Source organism: Streptomyces sp. NPDC044984 (assembly GCF_040646935.1).
Taxonomy (GTDB): Bacteria; Actinomycetota; Actinomycetes; order Streptomycetales; family Streptomycetaceae; genus Streptomyces.
In genome coordinates this window covers 34,377-51,960 of sequence record NZ_JBEZBE010000014.1, presented here as the reverse complement: position 1 = coordinate 51,960, position 17,584 = coordinate 34,377, and the positions used below count along the sequence as shown (strand labels likewise).

17 protein-coding genes are annotated in these 17,584 nt (G+C 74.1%); 8 read left to right on the top strand and 9 right to left on the bottom strand.

Annotated elements, in window-relative coordinates; translation table 11 throughout:
- The first annotated feature begins 63 nt into the window (after nt 1–63).
- Both AB0A94_RS17195 and AB0A94_RS17190 read left to right on the top strand, forming a co-directional pair.
- The gene (locus tag AB0A94_RS17195; protein WP_361745074.1) at nt 64–867 is read left to right on the top strand and encodes a nuclease-related domain-containing protein; all 804 of its coding nucleotides are present in this window, start codon (nt 64–66) and stop codon (nt 865–867) included.
- A 201-nt stretch (nt 868–1,068) separates the two neighbouring features.
- On the top strand, nt 1,069–2,121 hold the full coding sequence (locus tag AB0A94_RS17190; protein WP_361745072.1) for a Ku protein: 1,053 nt from the start codon (nt 1,069–1,071) through the stop codon (nt 2,119–2,121).
- Nucleotides 2,122–2,260: 139 nt separating this feature from the next.
- On the opposite strand, the gene AB0A94_RS17185 is transcribed toward AB0A94_RS17190, so the two are convergent.
- From AB0A94_RS17185 to AB0A94_RS17175, 3 genes are all read right to left on the bottom strand, one after another.
- Nucleotides 2,261–4,030 carry a beta-ketoacyl-[acyl-carrier-protein] synthase family protein gene (locus AB0A94_RS17185; protein ID WP_361745071.1) on the bottom strand — a complete coding sequence of 590 codons (1,770 nt, stop codon included), beginning with the start codon at nt 4,028–4,030 and terminating at the stop codon, nt 2,261–2,263.
- 200 nt (nt 4,031–4,230) lie between these two features.
- Nucleotides 4,231–5,928: a transglycosylase domain-containing protein gene (locus AB0A94_RS17180; RefSeq protein WP_361745069.1), complete on the bottom strand. Its 1,698-nt coding sequence runs from the start codon at nt 5,926–5,928 to the stop codon at nt 4,231–4,233.
- Nucleotides 5,925–7,013 (bottom strand): sigma factor-like helix-turn-helix DNA-binding protein, encoded by a 1,089-nt coding sequence (locus AB0A94_RS17175; RefSeq protein WP_361745067.1) that lies wholly within the window; start codon nt 7,011–7,013, stop codon nt 5,925–5,927. Before AB0A94_RS17175 ends, AB0A94_RS17180 begins: the two co-directional genes overlap by 4 nt.
- A 146-nt stretch (nt 7,014–7,159) precedes the next feature.
- Here AB0A94_RS17175 and AB0A94_RS17170 point away from each other — a divergent pair, with 146 nt between their 5' ends.
- The 3 genes from AB0A94_RS17170 to AB0A94_RS17160 all read left to right on the top strand — a co-directional run bounded on the left by AB0A94_RS17170 (nt 7,160) and on the right by AB0A94_RS17160 (nt 9,537).
- Nucleotides 7,160–7,675: a SigE family RNA polymerase sigma factor gene (locus AB0A94_RS17170; protein WP_361745065.1), complete on the top strand. Its 516-nt coding sequence runs from the start codon at nt 7,160–7,162 to the stop codon at nt 7,673–7,675.
- A complete protein-coding gene (locus AB0A94_RS17165) occupies nt 7,665–8,459 on the top strand; it encodes a hypothetical protein (RefSeq protein WP_361745063.1) in 795 nt (264 codons plus the stop codon). The genes AB0A94_RS17170 and AB0A94_RS17165 overlap by 11 nt, the downstream gene beginning before the upstream one ends.
- Nucleotides 8,460–8,685: 226 nt before the next feature.
- Nucleotides 8,686–9,537, top strand: coding sequence for a class I SAM-dependent methyltransferase (locus tag AB0A94_RS17160; RefSeq protein ID WP_361745061.1), 852 nt, complete (start codon nt 8,686–8,688; stop codon nt 9,535–9,537).
- A gap of 150 nt (nt 9,538–9,687) precedes the next feature.
- On the opposite strand, the gene AB0A94_RS17155 is transcribed toward AB0A94_RS17160, so the two are convergent.
- Entirely contained in the window at nt 9,688–9,909 is a 222-nt protein-coding gene (locus tag AB0A94_RS17155; RefSeq protein WP_361745059.1) for a hypothetical protein, read from the bottom strand.
- Between the two features lie 232 nt (nt 9,910–10,141).
- Here AB0A94_RS17155 and AB0A94_RS17150 point away from each other — a divergent pair, with 232 nt between their 5' ends.
- The gene (locus tag AB0A94_RS17150) at nt 10,142–10,678 is read left to right on the top strand and encodes a DNA starvation/stationary phase protection protein (RefSeq protein ID WP_361745057.1); all 537 of its coding nucleotides are present in this window, start codon (nt 10,142–10,144) and stop codon (nt 10,676–10,678) included.
- Nucleotides 10,679–10,728: 50 nt separating this feature from the next.
- Here the strand turns inward: AB0A94_RS17150 and AB0A94_RS17145 are convergent, their stop codons facing one another.
- From AB0A94_RS17145 to AB0A94_RS17135, 3 genes are all read right to left on the bottom strand, one after another.
- Nucleotides 10,729–11,184 carry a hypothetical protein gene (locus tag AB0A94_RS17145; RefSeq protein WP_361745055.1) on the bottom strand — a complete coding sequence of 152 codons (456 nt, stop codon included), beginning with the start codon at nt 11,182–11,184 and terminating at the stop codon, nt 10,729–10,731.
- Nucleotides 11,185–11,244: 60 nt separating this feature from the next.
- Nucleotides 11,245–11,985 carry a DUF4397 domain-containing protein gene (locus tag AB0A94_RS17140; protein WP_361745054.1) on the bottom strand — a complete coding sequence of 247 codons (741 nt, stop codon included), beginning with the start codon at nt 11,983–11,985 and terminating at the stop codon, nt 11,245–11,247.
- Between the two features lie 103 nt (nt 11,986–12,088).
- Entirely contained in the window at nt 12,089–12,697 is a 609-nt protein-coding gene (locus tag AB0A94_RS17135; RefSeq protein ID WP_361745052.1) for a sigma-70 family RNA polymerase sigma factor, read from the bottom strand.
- A gap of 170 nt (nt 12,698–12,867) precedes the next feature.
- Between AB0A94_RS17135 and AB0A94_RS17130 the strand changes: the two genes are divergently transcribed.
- Entirely contained in the window at nt 12,868–13,884 is a 1,017-nt protein-coding gene (locus AB0A94_RS17130) for a MerR family transcriptional regulator (RefSeq protein WP_361745286.1), read from the top strand.
- Between the two features lie 357 nt (nt 13,885–14,241).
- Here AB0A94_RS17130 and AB0A94_RS17125 read toward each other — a convergent pair whose 3' ends face one another.
- On the bottom strand, nt 14,242–15,843 hold the full coding sequence (locus AB0A94_RS17125) for an SDR family oxidoreductase (RefSeq protein WP_361745050.1): 1,602 nt from the start codon (nt 15,841–15,843) through the stop codon (nt 14,242–14,244).
- Nucleotides 15,844–16,088: 245 nt separating this feature from the next.
- Nucleotides 16,089–16,424 carry a YnfA family protein gene (locus tag AB0A94_RS17120; protein ID WP_361745048.1) on the bottom strand — a complete coding sequence of 112 codons (336 nt, stop codon included), beginning with the start codon at nt 16,422–16,424 and terminating at the stop codon, nt 16,089–16,091.
- A 115-nt stretch (nt 16,425–16,539) separates the two neighbouring features.
- Here AB0A94_RS17120 and AB0A94_RS17115 point away from each other — a divergent pair, with 115 nt between their 5' ends.
- Nucleotides 16,540–17,514 carry a GNAT family N-acetyltransferase gene (locus tag AB0A94_RS17115; RefSeq protein ID WP_361745047.1) on the top strand — a complete coding sequence of 325 codons (975 nt, stop codon included), beginning with the start codon at nt 16,540–16,542 and terminating at the stop codon, nt 17,512–17,514.
- Nucleotides 17,515–17,584 lie beyond the last annotated feature (70 nt).

Here is a 17,584-nt window from a genome sequence, read left to right as displayed (position 1 = left end):
AGGTAACCGGCTTCTTGCCCCTGGAGCACCCCGCCTGTTCCCATGGACATGGGGTGATGGTGCATGGAGCGACTGCGCGTCATACCGACCTGGCGGTACGGCCGCGAAAGGCTGTACGTCTGCCTCCCGGACGGCAGGAACGTCGCCTGGTACGACCGTGAGACGGCCAGGGTGAACCTGCTCGGCGAGGACCACGAGGAGGACGTGCTCACCGCGCTGGGTCCCTTCCTCACCGGCCCGGTCTCGGTCGGCCCGCCCCCGGTCCCCACCCCCGCCGAGCTGGCACGTCTGTCCCTGCACCCCGACGACGACCTCGCGCCGAACCGCCCCGGTGAGGCCCTGCTGATCGATCTCGACCGCGACCCCGGCCCGGCCCACCGCCTCCGCCCCGACCCGCGCCGCAGGGCGCTCACGGCGGAGCGGACGGTGGGCGAGGCCCTGGACCGCATGGACGGCGCCGGCTGGCACGCCCTGCACTCGGTTCCGCTCCCCGGCGGTGACCGCATCCACCACCTGCTGATCGGTCCCGGCGGTCTGTACGCCGTCCACGCCCTGTACGCCCACCGGCAGCGGGTGACGGTCGCCGACCCCCGGGTCGGCCTGGGCCGCCACGAACCGCGCCCCCTGCTGCGCCGGGTCCGGGCCGACGCCGACCGTGCCTCCTACGCCCTGACGGCCGAGGTCCGTCCGGTGCTCGTCCTGGTCGGCGCGTCGGCCGTGACGGTCCCGGCCCCGCCCCGCGAGGTGCGCGTCCTGACGGACGCCGACGTGGGGGCCCTGACCCGCACGGGCGGAGTCCTGAAACCGGCCGACGTGGAGGCCCTGCACGCGATGGCCCGGGACCGGAACACCTGGGCCCGACTGTGACCGGCCGGGGCCGTGGGGGCGGCTTCTCGCGGTGTCACGGAGTGACCGGGGCCGCGGACTCCGGGCCGGCCGGTGCGGCACCTTCTCCGGATCGCCGGGCGTGAGCCGTCGCCCTCCGTCCCGGTGATGGGCATCATGGGAGGGAAATCTCGCGCAAAACGCGACAAATGCCCCGACTGTGATCGGCGGGCGACCGGAGAGGTGCCGCACATGAGGTCCATCTGGAACGGCGTGATCTCGTTCGGCCTGGTCAGAATCCCGATCAAGCTCGTGAACGCCACCGAGAGCCACGCGGTCCCCTTCCGCGAGATCCACACGGAGGACGGCGGCCGGATCCGGCACCGCAAGTTCTGCGAGCTGGAGGACCGCGAGGTCACCGCCCAGGAGATCAGCAGGGGCTACGAGGAGGCGGACGGCACGATCATCCCGATCACCGACGAGGACCTGGCCCACCTGCCGATCCCCACCGCCAGGACGATCGAGATCGTCACCTTCGTCCCCGAGGACCGGATCGATCCGCTCCAGCTGGGCGCCGCGTACTACCTGGCGGCGGGCAGGGCGCCGGCCGCCAGGCCGTACACGCTCCTGCGGGAGGCCCTGAAGCGCGGCAACAGGGTGGCCATCGCGAAGTTCGCGCTGCGGGGCAGGGAGCGCCTGGGCATGCTCCGCGTGGTCGGCGAGGCGATCGCCCTGCACGGCCTGCTCTGGCCGGACGAGGTCCGGGCCCCCGAAGGGATCGCCCCCGCCGCGGACGTCACCCTCCACGACAAGGAGCTGAACCTCGCGGACGCCCTGGTGGACGCCCTCAGCGAGGTCGGCCTGGAGGACCTGCGCGACGAGTACCGCGAGGCGGTGGAGGAGGTCGTCGCCGCCAAGATCTCGGGTGAGGCCCTGCCCGAGGTGCCCGAACCGGAGCGCGGCGTCGAGATCCTGGACCTGACGACGGCCCTGGAGCGGAGCGTCCGCGCGGTCCGCGGTGAGCCGGAGGAGGCCGGGGCCGGGCGGTCGCCGCGGCGCGGGACGTCCCGCTCGTCCCCCGAGGAGACCGGCGGCAGGAAGTCCACGTCGACGGCGGAGAAGAAGACGGCGTCCTCGGCACGGAAGTCGACGTCGAGGACGAGCCGGGCCGAACAGAGGACGACGGCGAGGAGCACGGCGAGGAACACGGCCAAGAGCACGGCCGGGAAGGCGCCCGCGGAGGAGACCCCGGCGAAGGCGAAGAAGACGGCTGCGTCCCGCAGGCGCTCGGCCTGACCCGCCGCAGGGACCATCCGCACGCCGCACGCCGCACGCCGCACGCCGCGCGTGGCGCCGGCGCGCGGGCCACCGTCCCCCCGCCTGCGCCACTCGCCGCCGTCCCCCCCGGCCTAGGCCACCCGCCACCGTTCCCCGCCTACGCCACCCGCCTCAGCGCCAGCACCGCGTTGTGCCCCCCGAACCCGAACGAGTTGCTCAGCACCAGGTCACCGGCGTCCGGCAGCATCCGCGGTTCCCCCCGCACCACGTCCAGGCCGATCGCGCCGTCGACCTCCCCGCAGCCCACCGTCGGCGGCACCACCCCGTGGTGCAGCGTGAGCACCGCGGCGACCGCCTCCACCCCGCCCGCGGCCCCCTGGAGGTGCCCCAGGTGCCCCTTCAGGGCCGTGACCGGCACCTCCCGCCGCCCGAGCACGCTCCGCAGCGCCCGGGCCTCCGCGAGATCGCCGTCGACCGTCGCGGTGGCGTGCGCGTTGACGTGGACCACGTCCGCCACCCGGCCCCCCGCGTCCCGCACGGCCCGCCGCAGCGCGAGCGCGATGCCGTCGCCGGACGGGTCCGGCGCCGCGACGTGGTGGGCGTCGGCGGACAGCCCCCATCCGGCGGCCTCGCAGTAGACACGGGCCCCGCGGGCACGCGCGTGCTCCTCGGCCTCCAGGACGAGCACCCCCGCCCCCTCCCCGTTGACGAACCCGTCACGGTCCTCGGCGAACGGGCGTGACGGCGAGCCCCCGGACGGGTCCCCCTCGGCCAGCGCCCGCATCGCGGCGAAGGACGCCATGATCGCCGGCGTCACGACCGCCTCGGCACCGCCCGCGAGGGCGACGTCGACCCGCCCGTACCGGATGCGGTCGACGGCCTGCCCGATCGCCTCGGTCCCGGAGGCGCACGCACTGGTCACGGTGCGCGCCTCACCGGTGATGTGCAGGTCGAGGGAGACCTGCGAGGCCGCCTGCGAGGGCACCGTCATGGGCGTGGTCAGCGGTGGGACACCGCGCGGCCCTTTCTCCCGCAGCCTGCGGTCCCCGCCGACCAGCACCGACGCGTCCCCGAGGATGGCGCCGAGGCTCACCCCAACCCGTTCCGGGTCGAGCCCGCTCTCGCGCGTGCCGCCCTGTGCGTACCCCGCGTCGGCCCACGCCTCCCGCGCCGCCAGCACGGCGAACTGCGCGGCCCGGTTCATCCGCCGCGCCGCCTGCCGGGGCAGCAGTCCGGCCGGGTCCACCGGCACGGTCCCGGCGATCCGCACCGGCAGCCCGTCGAACTCCTCGCCCGTCAACTCCCGTATGCCGTGCCGCCCGTCGAGCAGCCCCTGCCACAGCTCGCCCGCACCGACGCCCAGCGGGGTGACGGCACCGAGCCCGGTGACGACGACCCGCCGCGCTCCCGCCGCCTCCGCCGCCCGCACGGGGCGCGGTTCGTGCCGTACGAGGTGTCCCTCCCGGTCGGCCACGGCGGCCCACCGGCGCACCTCGGCGTCGGACACCGGCCCGGCCGGGCCCTCGCCGTCGGCGTGCCAGCCGCCCCAGCGGCGGACGTACGTCACCTCCTCGGCCCGCGGGTCGACGGCGCGCAGGGTGCGCACCCGGTCCCCGTCCCGGAACTCCACGCCGTCGAGGGCCGGCGAGCTCACCCGCGGGACCGCGGCCACGTCCATCCGCCGACCGGCGACGGTCACCCGCTGGTCGCGGCGGAGCACCTCCTCGTGGTCCACCCCGCCGAGTGGCGGCCGCAGCGTGACCCGGATCACCTCTGGGCCCTCGGGCAGTGTGTGCGTCACCACGTGCCACCGGTGCCGCAGCGCATCCTCGTGGGACAGGGCGAACAGGTCACCGGGAACCACCTCGGCGGCGGTGACCGCGTACGGGCGTATGGGCACTTCAGGCGTTTCGGGGGAGTGGGTCATGGCCGCGCATGCTCTCTTCGGTCCGAACTGTCGTACTGAGGGCGGTTACGAGTGTTCTGTACGACGTGCGAACGGGCCATGGCCGAACCCGGAGCATGTCCGATTTGCCATGTTCTACCAGGCGGGTGACGGGAGACACACCCGGCAATCCGCGCGCGGATCCGATGAGTTGCCCGGCCGTGGGCCGTGTGTGCAAAACGTCACGAACCGCCCGCCAGTCGCCATATCTCCCCCGTCAGTTCCTCCGCGTACCCCGTCGGGGACGGATCGTTCGGCAACCGCGCGGGCACGGTGGTGTTCTTCTTCGCACCCGGCCGGTCGGCGAACAGCGCCACGGCCAGGGTGAGCCGGGAGTCGTACCCGACGGACCAGACGGTGCGCCGGGCGATCCCACCCCCCGCCCCGGCGGTGAGGAACGTGCCGTTCTCCTCCTTCCCGCCGGCCCGGGCGGCGGGGAGGAGGGGAACGGTCTGCCCGCCGAAGCCCTGCCGCGCCCGGGCCGTCACCGCGAACGTGCCCTTCCCGTCCAGCACCCGCCGGGTCTCCGGGCGCGCGGTGTGCACGGTCCGCCCCTCACGGGTGATCCGGTCCACCGTGCGGGGCTTCGCGTACACGCCGTCCGCCGCCACGGCCGCGTACGCCGAGGCCAGCCGCAGCGGCGTCGGCGCCGTGGACCCGTGCAGCCCGCGCAGCGGGCCGCCGAGCCGTACGCCGCCGAACGGATCGAGCACCGAGCCCGCCTCCACCGCCCCGCTCACCGCGTCGTTGAACGGCTGCCGGGCGTAGTCCGCCCCGCCGTAGAGCACCCGCACCGCCCCGTCGCCCGGTTCGATCCCCACCACCGCCGTGTGCACCCGGACGCCGCCGCCGTCGTCGCCGGAGTCCTCCGCCCGGTCCTTCACCGATTCGGCGGTGGCGTCCTGCAGCGTCAGGTCGAAGGTGGTGTGCACGGTGTAACCGCCGCGCGCCAGTTGGTCCACGGTGATCCCGAGCCGGCCGGCGGCCTCCTGCGCGGCCACGTCGATCAGATACTGCCGCTGCCCCTCCGTCCCACCCGGCGGATAGAACCGGAACGCCGGGAAACGGGCGGCCGCCCGCTGCCCGCCCGTGATGTCGCCGGCGGCCTCCATCGCGTCGAGCACCCACTCCCACCGGTCCCGGAGCCGCGCCGTCACCTTCGGGTCGGAACCCGCCTTCTCGTAGTACGAGGGGATGTTGACGATCGCCGCCAGCGCCGCGCCCTGGGAGACGGTGAGGTCCTCCGGCGCCACGTCGAAGTAGTTCCGGGCGGCGGCCCGGACACCGGCGGCGCCCCGGCCGAAGTACACGGTGTTGAGATAGCCCTCCAGGATCTCGTCCTTGTCGCGCGTACGGTCGAGCTTGACGGCGATCAACGCCTCACGCGCCTTGCGCGTCAGCGACCGCTCCGGGGTGAGCAGCGCGTTCTTCACGTACTGCTGCGTGATCGTGGAACCGCCCTGCGGGGCGCCGCCGGACACTGTGGCCCACACCGCGCGGGCGACGGCGCGCGGCGACACCCCGGTGTCCGTGCGGAACGACCGGTTCTCGGCCGCGATCACCGCGTCCTGGACGTGCCGGGGCACCTGGGACAGCGGCACCTCCTGCCGGTCGACCGGACCGCGCCGGCCCAGATAGGAGCCGCCGGCGTCGACGAAGACCGTGCTCTGCACGACGGTCTCGGGATGCGGCTCGGGGATGACGGTCAGCTTGTACGCGACCACGGCCCCGCCGCAGACGAGGACGACGAGCGTGAGGCAGGTGACGAGCAGCCGCCGCAGCAGGCGTCCGCGGTTGCGGCGGAGGCGGGTGCGGAAGGGCACGCGGGGGCGGCCCGGGGCCCTGCGCGGGAGCCGGCCGGCGAGCGGGGGCAGCCTCATGAGCGCCACGCCCCGACGGGCACCGGCTGGGCCTCCGAGGGCCCGAGGTCCGACCGCATCAGGACGTCACCGGACGCGTCGTACACGGTGACGGTCCGGCCACCGCCGGCCGCGGTGTCCTCCGGCGGCGTCCTCGCGTACCACACCCCCCACCCCGGACCGCCCGCCAGCGTCAGGACGTTCGCGGTGACCGTCCTGCCGCCGACGCGGATCTCGACGCGGGCGGGATCGGCGTCCAGGCCGTGGTAGACGCCGGACCGGAAGTACGTCCCGTCGTCCAGCCTCTCGCCCTGGACGGAGACGTCCGCCACGGTGCGGTCGAGGTTTCCGTCGCTCACCGGGCGGAACCGGTTGCGCACCCCCGGGGACGACCAGTGCTGCCCGTCCGGGGTCAGCCAGACGTCCACACCGGGGGCGGCGGCCACCCGCTCACCGGGAGCGACGACCCGCACCGGCCCGGGTTCGAAGCGGTCGGGCACCTCCGAGGCCCCGCCGGCGTCGCCCTCCCCGAGGGGACCGGCGGCGAGGACGGCCGGCGGGGCGAGCAGCAGGGCGCACCCGGCGGCGACCACCCCCGCCCGCCGTCGGCGCCGCAGCGCGCCGTCCTGCCGGATGCCGTCGAGCGGCACGGCCGGCGGCACGAAACCGGCGAGCACCGCGGCGAACTCCGTCCGCCGGCCCTCGGCCGGGACACGCTTCCCCTCGCGCCGCAGCACCGCGCGCACGGCCCCCACCGAACACCCCAGCACCTGCGCGATCTCGGCCTCGCCCAGCCCCTCCCAGTACCGCAACACCAGCACCACCCGGCGCCGGCCGCCCGTACGGCGTGCCCGTCCGCGCAGATGCGCCCGGACCAGGGACCGCCGTACATGGAAGTCGACGTCGTTCCGCGGAATCCGCCGCCACCGCGCGCACACCCGCACCAGCGCGCGCCGCGCCAACTCCCCGGCGTCCCGCGCGTCTTCGGTGAGCAGCCGCGCGGTGACGACCAGCCGCGGCCAGCGGTCGTGCGCGTACCCGGCGAAGTCGCCGTCCCCGGGCCGCACTCGGGGCGGGCGCGCCGGGCGGAGAGGGGAGTACGCCACGTCCGTGACGGCGGGTCGATGGATCCCGGAACCCGTGTTCAACGTCTTCCTCCAGGGTTGTGCTTCGATGTGCGCGACCTGCGAAACCTGTACGCATGGCGGGGACGGCCGGGTTGCACGGGAAATCCGAGACACCGGTGGAGGGCATGACCGAGGAAGAGTTCGACGCTTTCTACGCGGCCGCGTTCCCCCGTCTCACCGGGCAGTTGTACGCCTTCACCGGGGACCTCGGCGAGGCCCAGGACGTGGTGCAGGAGGCGTTCGTACGGGCCTGGGACCGGCGTCAGAAGCTGCTCGCCGACGAGGCGCCCGAGGCGTGGATACGCACCGTCGCCATGCGCCTCGCGGTGAGCCGCTGGCGCCGCGCGAGACGCTGGCTGGAACTGGTGCGGCGCACCCCGCCGCAGGAGACGACCCCCGGCCCGGGCCCCGACCGCACCGCCCTGGTCACCGCGCTGCGCCAACTGCCGGAGCAGCAGCGCATGGCGATCGTCCTGCACCACCTGTGCGACCTCAGCGTCGAGCAGGTAGCCTCCGAGACCGGTGCGCCCGTGGGCACGGTCAAGGCCAGGCTGTCCCGCGGACGGGCGGCACTGGCCAGACACCTGGTGGTGGAGGAGGCCGAGGAGCCGGCCTGGAGGGAGGGCGGCCGTGTCGGATGAACTCGCCGACGCCTTGCGCGAGTTGGCCGCACAGCACGAGGTCCCGCCGAGCGTCGGCGCCGCGGAGGTCCGCGACCGTGCCCGGCGCCGCTCCCTCCGCCGCAGGGCGGGCGCCGCGCTGGGCACGGCGGCCGCGGCGGTCTGCGTGCTGACGGCCGTCGCGTTCACCCTGCACACCGGGGACCCCGGCCGGAACGGCCGGACCCCGGCCGCGGCACCGGAGGCGTCCACCCCGGCCCCGAGCGCGGCGAGCCCGGCTCCCGCCCCCGTCGGCGTCCTGGACCTGGGCCGGCACACCCTCACGGTCGGCAAGCGCGTCGTGCGCGTCGACCCGCACGCCTTTCCCCGGTTCCCGTCCGGCAGCCGCATGACGGTGGTCGCCAAGGACGCCACCAGGACGCTGCGGCTCGAGAGCGGCATCGAGTCCGGCGCCGAGATCAAGGTCCCGTACCTGGTGGAACTGCGCGCCCCCGGCCGGCAACCGGTCTACGCGGGCGCCCTCGCCTTCGACACCAAGGCGCTCGCCGTGCTCTCCGCCGGGACGGGCTGGCTGGGCATGAGCCACACGGACGCGGAGTGGTTCTACACCTGGGCACGGGAGGGCGACCGCATCGAGATCACGTCGACGGTCCCCTTGAGCCCTGCGGCGACGCCCACCGCACCGGCACGGGTGGAGACACCCACCGCGCCCACCGCGTCGACGCGGGCGGAGACGACGGCCGGTGCCCCGGTGGTCGCGGACCGCGCCGGGACGCCCGGTGCGGTGGGTGGCACGGACGACTGACCTCCGGCCGAACGACCGCTGCTGCACCAGGAAGGCGCCCACCGTCCGTACGGACGAGACGACCGGACTCCACGCGCGGACTCCATGTACGGACTCCACGCGCGGACTCTCCCGCACACCCGGACTGCGAGAGGGGAGTCGCACACATGGACGACGGCGGGTGGATCGGCCGCGCGAACGGGCCGACGGGGCCCGCAGGACGCTCCCGCGCGGCACCATGGGCCGTATGGCCGAGAACCGGATCGTGAACACCCACCAGTCCGAGGCGTGGAACGGCTACGAGGGCCGGCACTGGGCCGACCACCAGTCGCGCTACGACGACCTCAACGACCCCGTCAACGCCCCGCTCCTGTCCGCCGCCGGCATCCGGGAGACGGACGGCGTCCTGGACATCGGCTGCGGCAACGGACGCCTGACCCGGCTGGCCGCCCGCACCGCGGCCCGTGCCGTCGGGGTCGACCTGTCCGCGCCCATGCTGGAGCGCGCCCGCGCGAGCGCCGCCGCGGAACACCTCGCCAACGTCTCCCACATCCAGGCCGACGCCCAGGTGCACCCGTTCGAGGAGGCCGCCTTCGACGTCGCGCTGAGCCGCTTCGGGATCATGTTCTTCGCCGATCCGGTCGCCGCCTTCGCCAACATCGGACGCGCCCTGCGGCCGGGCGGACGCCTGGCCTTCGTCTGCCCGCAGTCCATCGGCAGGATGGACCAGTCGGTGATCTTCGCGGCCGTCGCCGAGCACGTGTCCCTGCCCGACCTGTCCCAGAAGGCGGAGACGGGCCCCGCCGCCTTCGCGGACCCGGAACGCACCACACGCGTCCTGGGCGACGCCGGCTTCGACGCGGTCACCGTCACCCCGCTCGAGGTGCCGCAGGCATGGGGCACGGACGCGGCGGACGCCGCCGGCTTCCTCTTCGGCTGGGGCCCGATGCGCCACTGGCTGCGCGACGCCGCCCCCGAGGACGTCGACCGCGCCCGCCTGGCCGCCGCCGACGCCTTCCGCGCGTACGAGACGGAGGACGGCGTACGCCTCACGGCCCGCCACTGGCTGGTGACGGCGACCTGGCCGGGACCCGCGTGACCCGCGAAGCCGCGGAACCGCCGAGCGCGGGCCCGACGTCCCTCCCCGAGGGTGACGAGCCGAGCGGGCGCCTCGGCAGGCCGTGGCCGCCTCCGATGAGGAGGAGGCCGCTGAGTGCGGCACGGCGTGCCGTCACCGGGTACAGCGGTTCTAGAGCTTGGTCATCTTGGCGTACGGGCTCGGGATGCGCTGTTGCGCCGAGCCGAAGTCCACGACCGCGGCGATTCCCTCCTCGATGCCGATGACCCGGCCGAGGCCGTACATGTCGTGTGTGACCTGGTCGCCCACGGCGAACTGCTTGGGAGGCAGCGTGGCCGGGGCCTTGAAGGGACTGGTGGGCAGATGGCGCTTCGGAGCGGCAGGCTTTGTCATTGCCCCCAGTATGCGCCTTCCGGGGAGGCCGCGGCCGGAGATGCGCCGGAATCCGTGCGGACCCGCGTCCTCGTGCCGGTCGTGCTGCTGCGAACCGGTGAGAAGGCGACGGCAGGGACGTGGCGTCCGGCGCGTTCGCGCGAAGCGGTGATTATCTGCATTTTCAGCATCCAATCGGACAAGGAGTGCCGTGGTGCCGTCAGATGCGGACATCTCATACACCATCCCGGGGATGAGCACCCAGGACAGCCGGAACATCATCGAGTTGCTGCAGATGCGTCTGCACTCCCTCAACGACCTCCACCTGACGCTCAAGCACGTCCACTGGAACGTCGTCGGGCCGCACTTCATCGCCGTGCACGAGATGATCGACCCGCAGGTCGACAAGGTGCGCGCCATGACCGACGACCTCGCCGAGCGGATCTCCACACTCGGCGGCGAGCCCAACGGAACCCCCGGGGCGCTGGTGGAGCGGCGCACCTGGGACGACTACTCGATCGGACGCGCCGAAGCCATCGAGCACCTCGGGGCGCTCGACCTCGTGTACACCTCGGTGATCGAGGACCACCGCGAGGCCATGCGGGCCACCGAGACCTCCGACCCGGTCACCCAGGACATCCTCATCGAGCAGCTGCGGGGACTGGAACTCTTCCAGTGGTTCGTCCGCGCGCACCTGGAGTCCAGCGGCGGCGGGCTCAGCACCCGTGGCGCCACCACGGAGACGGGTGCCGCCGGCCAGGCGGCCGACCAGGCACGCAACCAGCCGTGACGGCGACCGGCCGATCGCTCCGACCGGCCGTACGGCGTGCCCGGTGCACGTCACCCAGGACGGGCGGGCCGTCGGCAGTCGGACGCGGGACGCCGTCCTGAACGGTTCCGGCTCCACCACCTCCGGCCCCACCACACGACCGAGACGCCGGTGAGGAGGGCGAGGACGAGGGCGGGACGGGCGGTGCGGCAGCGGTCGGCCAGAGGCACGGCGGAGAGCGGCGCGGTCGCCGCGTCCACGCCCTCCTCCGCGTCCACGCCCGCTTCCACGTCCGCTTCGGCTTCGGTGAGCTCTTGTGCGATGCGCCGCCACACCCGCTCCGGGGGTGCGGCCGGGAGGTCCGACTCCCCGACCCCGCGAGCGGCGGTGACGACACGGGCCATCAGGCCCAGCTCCTCCCGGCACCGCCCGCACCCGGTGATGTGCCGCAGGGCATCGGCGTCGTCGTCCGAGACGCCGTTTCCCAGCGCCAGCTCCACCAGGTGCGCGGGGTCCACGTGCGCCACCGTCACCTCCTGTTCCTGTGCTCGGTCGCCGGTTCGGCCGGTCAGGGCCGCCCGGGCCGGTTACCGGCCGGAGGAGCCCGGGGCGACGGCGTTCGGCGCGGATTCCATGCCGCTGAGCGTCTGCGTCGCCAGGGCCAGGTTCTTGTCGTCCGCGCTGCCCCAGGCGTAGACGACGGTGCTCGTGCCTTCCTCGAGGTTCAGCTCGGCCGGGCCGATCGCCACGGTGTCGGTGCCGGCGAGCACCACGTCGGCCGAGACGGTACCCGCGTCGACCGTCGTGGTGTCCTCCTTGGGGTTCTCCAGTCCCTTGAAGACCGGCTGCCCGCCGGCCCGGACGTCCACGGCCGGCGCGGCGGCCACGTGGCGTACGGTCAGCCCGGCCTTGCCGGCGCCGACTTCGGAGGTGTCGTTGACGAAGGCGGTCAGCCGGGGTTCGCCGTCGGCGGAGAGGTGCGCGGCGATCGTCGCGTTCGCTCCTGCCGGCACCTTGATCTCCTTCTCGACGGCCGGGGTGCCCTCGGGACCCTCGCCGGCTTCGAAGACCTGGATGTCGTAGGTGCCGGCGTCGAGGGACTGCGGGTCGGTCACGGTTCCGGGCTCGAAGTCGCCGAGGAGCTCCTCGCCGTTGGCGTAGACGTCGGCGGTCAGTCCCGGGACGCCGTGGAAGACGGACACCATGGCCGTGTCGTCACCGTCCGCGGCGGGGGCGGCCGCGGCGGCGACGGCGGGCGCGGTGACGGCGAGCGCGAGCGCGCAGGCTCCGGCCGACGCGCGGAGGAGGAGGGGGATTCGGGAGTTCATGGGGGTCGTCCCTTCGTCGAGGTCGCGCCGGTTGCGCGGTCTCGTCAGTGGTTCGAGCGCGGGTGCCGCCGCGGATGCGGGTGTCAGGGCGTTTCTGCGGCGGCTACGCGGCGTCGACGCCGGCCCGGCCCCGCTCGATCCCCTCCCTCAGCCGGTGGAGGCCGCGCCGGGTGTGGCTCTTCACGGTGCCCAGGGGCATGCCGGTGCGCTCGGCGATCTGGACCTGGGTCAGGTCCTCGTAGAAGGCCAGGCACAGCACCTCGCGCTGGCTCCGCGGCAGCCGGGACAGCACGTCGACGAGGAGCACCCGGTCCAGGACCTCGTCCGGTTCCCCTGCGCCGTGCCGCCGCTCGTCGGGGTCGTGGGCCACGGTGTCGATCAGGGTGAGGCGCCTCGTCCTGGCCGCCAGCGCGTCGACGATCTTGCGTCGGGTGATGCCGACGAGCCAGCTGCCGAGCGGTCCCTTCTCCGGGCGGTAGCCCTCCCTTCCGCGCCAGGCGCCGAGGAACACCTGCTGGGTCACGTCCTCGGCCTCGTACGTGTCGCCGAGCGAGCGGGTGGCCAGCGTGTGGACGAGCGAGCCCCAGTGCCGGTAGACGGCCGCGAACGCGTTCTCGTCGGCGGCGAGCAGTCCACGGGCGAGCTCGTCCTCGTACCGGGCCTCCGGCGTGACCGGTGAGCGGACGTCCGTGTGTCGTGTGTTCGAGGTCATGACCTGTTCCTCCTGCCGTCCGCGCCGCGTGGGGGAAGGCCGCCCGCGGAGCGGGTCGTGACGGCGTCCGGGCCGCTGTCACCTTTTCGTCCTCGTCTTTTCGAGTGTCGTGAGAGAGGACGACGGACACAACATGCGTCGTTTGTGCGTCGTATGGTGGAGGGGTGGGCATGTGCAAGAACGGCGGCGACGGGGACGGCGACGACACCGACGACGACGTGGACGGGCGGCGCGGTGGCGGGCTGACCACCGGCGAGGTGGCGAGGCGTCTGGGCGTGGCCCCGACGACGGTCCGTTCCTGGGACCGCCGCTACGGACTCGGACCCGCCGCCCGTGCCGACGGCCGGCACCGGCGCTGGACCGCCCGTGACCTGGCCCGGCTGGAGCGGATGTGCGCCCTGACGGTGACCGGCCTGCCACCCGCCGAGGCCGCCCGGCTGGCCCTCGACGAACAGGCGACGGGCACACCGTCCCGGCAGGAGGGCGCCGCCGTGACCCCCCGGCCCCCGGCCCGCGGACGCGGCCGGGCCGGAACGGGCCTACGTCTCGGCGACGTGCGCCAGGAGTGCAAGGGGATCGCCCGTGCGGCCCTGCGCCTCGACGCCGCCGCCCTCGACGGCCTGCTGAAGGACGCGATCGGGGAACACGGCCTGGTCACGGCCTGGACGGAGGTGATCGTGCCGACGCTGCAGGCGGTCGGCCGCAAGTGGGAGAGATCGGGGGAGCGGTACGTCGAGGTCGAGCACTTCCTCTCCTGGCACGTCTCCGGTGCGCTGCGCCGCCACGCGCCGCCCGTGCCGGCCGATCGCCCGGGCGCCGCCACCGTGCTCGCCTGCGTGCCCGCGGAGAACCACACGCTGCCCTTGGAGGTACTGGCCGCCGCACTGGCGGAACGGAACCTTCCGGTGCGGATGTTCGGCGGCGCGCTGCCCCTCGAGTCCCTCGTGGCCGCCGTACGCAGGACCGGGCCGGCCGCGGTGGGACTGTGGGCCCAGTCGCGGACCACGGCCAGCCGGCCGCTGGCCCAGCACGTCGCGGGCATCGAGTGGGGGGTGCGCGGCGCACGCAGGAAGCCGGTCGTGCTGACGCTCGGCCCCGGCTGGGCGGGACAGGCCGCACCCGGGCTGCCGCATCCCCCCGGGCTGGCGGAGGCCGTCGCCGCGGTGGAGTCCGCCGTACGCGGCTGAGACGGTGCCGCCTGCCGGGCGGTTCCCGGGCGGCTGCTCTCCGACCCTCCTGCTCGACGCGTACGGCCCCGGGTCCCGGGCCCCGAGCACCGGGTCTCGGTCCCCGCGCCCGGGCCCAAGCCCGCGCCGTGCACGGCGCGTCCCGCTCAGTCGCGACCGCGGGCGTGCTTGAAGCGTGCCGGCCCGGCGGCGAGGTCGATCAGCGGCCCGGACAGCCGAGGCGGCACTGCGGGAACCGGGCCCGGCCGGTCGGTCAGTCGGTCAGTCAGTCGGTCGGCCGGCCGGCCGGACCGGGACACGGGGAGCCGACAACCGTCCGCCGACGCCGCGCCCGCGGCAGGATCCGGACGACGTCCTCTAGTGACGGAAGCCCCTGGCGGAGCCGGTGCGCCCGGTGGGGCCGGTCCGCGATGCCCGCCCGTGCACGTCCACGCCCATGTCCTTGGCGGCGGCCCGCGCGATGTTGCGGGCCATGCCGCCGAAGACGACGGCGTGGAACGGCGAGACCCCCCACCAGTAGGCGTGGCCCAGGAGACCGCGCGGATGGAACAGGGCGCGCTGGCGGTAGCGCGTGCGGCCGCCGGGGTCCGTCTCGGCGTACATCTCCAGCCAGGCGAGTCCGGGCAGCCGCATCTCGGCACGCAGCCGCAGCAGGTGCCCCGGCTCGATCTCCTCCACCCGCCAGAAGTCCAGGGAGTCACCGGCCCGCAGGCGCTCGGCGTCACGCCGCCCGCGGCGCAGGCCGACGCCGCCGACGAACCGGTCCAGCCAGCCCCGGGCCGCCCAGGCGAGGGGGAAGGAGTACCAGCCGTTGTCGCCCCCGATGCCCTCGATGACCTTCCACAGCAAGGCGCGGGACGCGTCGACCGGCATCTGCCGTTCGTCCCGGTAGAGGCTGCCGCCGGCCCAGCCCGGGTCGGTGGGCAGCGGATCGCTGGGGGCGCCGGGCACGGCGGCGGACGACCAGCGGGTGGCCACCTGGGCGTCCCGGACCTTGCGCAGCGCGAGGGCCAGCGCCTCGTCGAAGGGCAACGGCAGGCCGGGCGGGTCGGGCACGTACCGGGCGATGTCGTGCTCGTGGCAGACGACCTCGTGGCGCAGGGACTCGGTCAGCGGCCGGGCGATGGAGGCGGGCACCGGGGTGACGAGACCCACCCAGTGGCTCGACAGCCCCGGCGTGAGGACCGGCACCGGCAGGACGATCCGCCGCCGCAGCCCGGCGACGACGGCGTAACGGCTCATCATCTCCCGGTAGGTCAGGACGTCCGGCCCGCCGATGTCGAAGGCCCGGTCGACGTCGGACGGCATGGTGGCCGAGCCGACGAGGTAGCGCAGTACGTCGCGGACCCCGATCGGCTGGATCCGCGTGTGCACCCAGCTGGGGGTCACCATCACGGGCAGGCGCTCGGTCAGGTAGCGCAGCATCTCGAACGAGGCCGACCCCGACCCGATGACGACCGCCGCCCGCAGCACCGTCGCCGGCACCGGGGCGTCGAGGAAGATGCGCCCGACCTCGGCCCTGGAACGCAGATGGGGGGAGAGGGTCCCCTCGGGCACGCCCTTCGGGGTGAGTCCGCCGAGGTAGACGATCCGCCGCACTCCGGCGGCGTGCGCCTGCTCGGCGAAGACGCGGGCGGCGCGACGGTCCGTGTCCTCGAAACCGGAGCCGGTTCCGAGGGCGTGCACCAGGTAGTAGGCGACGTCGACCCCGCGCATCGCCCCGGCGACGGAGGCGGCCTCCGTGACATCGCCCCGGACGGTCTCGACGTCCCCGGCCCAGGGGTGGTCGCGGAGCTTCCCGGGGGAGCGGGCCAGGCACCGGACCCGGTGACCGGCCTCCAGCAGCTCCGGCACCAGCCGCCCACCGATGTAACCGGAGGCCCCGGTGACCAGACACCGCAGCCGCTCGCCCGCTCGCTGCCCGTCCTCGTCCACCACGAGTGCTCCTCTCCCGCGCATGTACGCGGTCCGACCCTCTCCTGTGTCCGATCATGAGCGCGGCGGCGCGACCGTGCCTGTCGTACCGCCCCGGCCGACGACCGCGACGAGGAGACGGAAACCGCCCGGCCACGACCGACGGGCGGCCTCCCACGACGACCGTCCACATCAGGCCCTTCACCCACCACCGGACCCACGGATGCACACCGCCCCGAGGAAACTCCCGAGGCGGAGCAGGCCAGGAGGGGCGGGCCAGTCGGAGCAGGTCAATGACCGCGCGGCGCGTACATGATCACAGCCATGCCCGCCAGGCACACCAGAGCGCCGATGACGTCGAAGCGGTCCGGCCGGTACCCGTCGGCGACCATGCCCCAGGCGATCGAGCCCGCGACGAAGATCCCGCCGTACGCGGCGAGGATGCGCCCGAAGTCGTCGTCGGACTGGAAGGTGGCCACCACCCCGTACAGACCGAGAGCGATGACGCCGGCGCCGATCCAGATCCACCCCTTGTGCTCGCGGATGCCCTGCCAGACCAGCCAGGCGCCGCCGATCTCGAACAGGGCGGCGACGGCGAACAGGGCGACGGAACGGGCGACAACCATGCCGGCGACCCTACCGTCGGCCCACGCCGACCTTGAGGCACCGCCCTACCTGCCGCTTCGCCCGCGGCGCACGTCCGTGGTCCGATGGAACCAGGGGGCGGAAAGGAGAGCGATCATGCCCGCAACGAAGCGAACGAGTGCCGCCGCCCCGGTGTCGGTCCGCCCGCTGGCCGAGCCGGACCTGGACCGGGCCGACGAGATCTTCAGGATCGCCTTCGGGACCTTCCTCGGCATCCCCGAGCCGCGGACGTTCTTCGGGACCGCCGACTACGTCCGCACCCGCTGGGCGACGGATCCCCACGCGGCCTTCGCCGCGACCCTCGAGGGCGAGGTCGTCGGATCGAACTTCGCCACCGACTGGGGCAGCGTCGGATACTTCGGCCCGCTGACCGTACGCCCGGACCTGTGGGACCAGGGCATCGGCAGGCGCCTCATGGAACCGGTCATGGCCTGCTTCGACACCTGGGAGAACCGCCACCTCGGCCTGTTCACCTTCTCGCACAGCCCCAAGCACCTCGAGCTCTACCGCCGGTACGGCTTCTGGCCCCGATTCCTCACCTCCATCATGAAGAAGCAGGTCACCGTCAGCGCCGCGGTCCCCGGCCGAGTGCTGTACGGCGAGCTGACCGCCGCCGAGCGGCCCGAGGCACTGAGCCTCAGCCGCGCACTGACGGGGGCCGTGTACGAGGGCCTGAGCCTGGAGCGCGAGATCACGGCCACCCAGACGCAGGGGCTCGGTGACACCATCCTCCTCGAGGGCACCGACTCCGACCTCGACGGTCTGGCCGTCTGCCACTGCGGAGCGGGGTCGGAGGCCGGTGAGGACGTGTGCTTCGTCAAGTTCGGCGCCGTACGCCCCGGCCCGGGCGCCGCGGACCGGTTCGAACGACTGCTGAAGGCGTGCGAGCAACTGGCCACCGAGAAGGGACTGGGCCAACTGGACGCCGGAACCAACCTGGCCCGCCAGGACGCCTACCGCCACATGGCCGACCACGGTTTCCGCACCTGGCTGCAAGGCGTGACCATGCACAAGCCCAACGAACCCGGCTACAGCCACCCGGACGCCTACGTGATCGACGACTGGCGCTGAGCCCACCGCGATTCCCGGCGGGGCGGTTCGCATGCCGCATGGATTGTCATACTGTCCGACTAGCCTTCGT